Consider the following 221-nt stretch of genomic DNA (forward strand, 5'->3'; position numbering starts at 1 on the left):
AACGACGAAAATGAAGACGGCGAACCGCTGGCAGGGCAGCAAGGGCATGAAAGCGCAGAGGATGAACAGGAATGATTGAACGCGGTAAATTTCGCTCACTGACGCTGGTTAACTGGAACGGCTTTTTCGCCCGGACATTTGACCTCGATTCACTGGTCACCACGCTTTCCGGTGGTAACGGTGCGGGTAAATCCACGACCATGGCCGCTTTTGTTACGGCG

General features: G+C 54.3%; 1 protein-coding gene. It reads left to right on the plus strand.

Annotation, left to right across the window (positions count from 1 at the left end):
* Positions 1 to 71: 71 nt before the first annotated feature.
* A partial coding sequence (locus tag JEM65_RS23435) for an ATP-binding protein (protein WP_199603863.1) occupies positions 72 to 221 on the plus strand: 150 nt, incomplete at its 3' end.

Source organism: Gelidibacter salicanalis, assembly GCF_016469035.1.
Taxonomy (GTDB): Bacteria; Bacteroidota; Bacteroidia; order Flavobacteriales; family Flavobacteriaceae; genus Gelidibacter; species Gelidibacter salicanalis_A.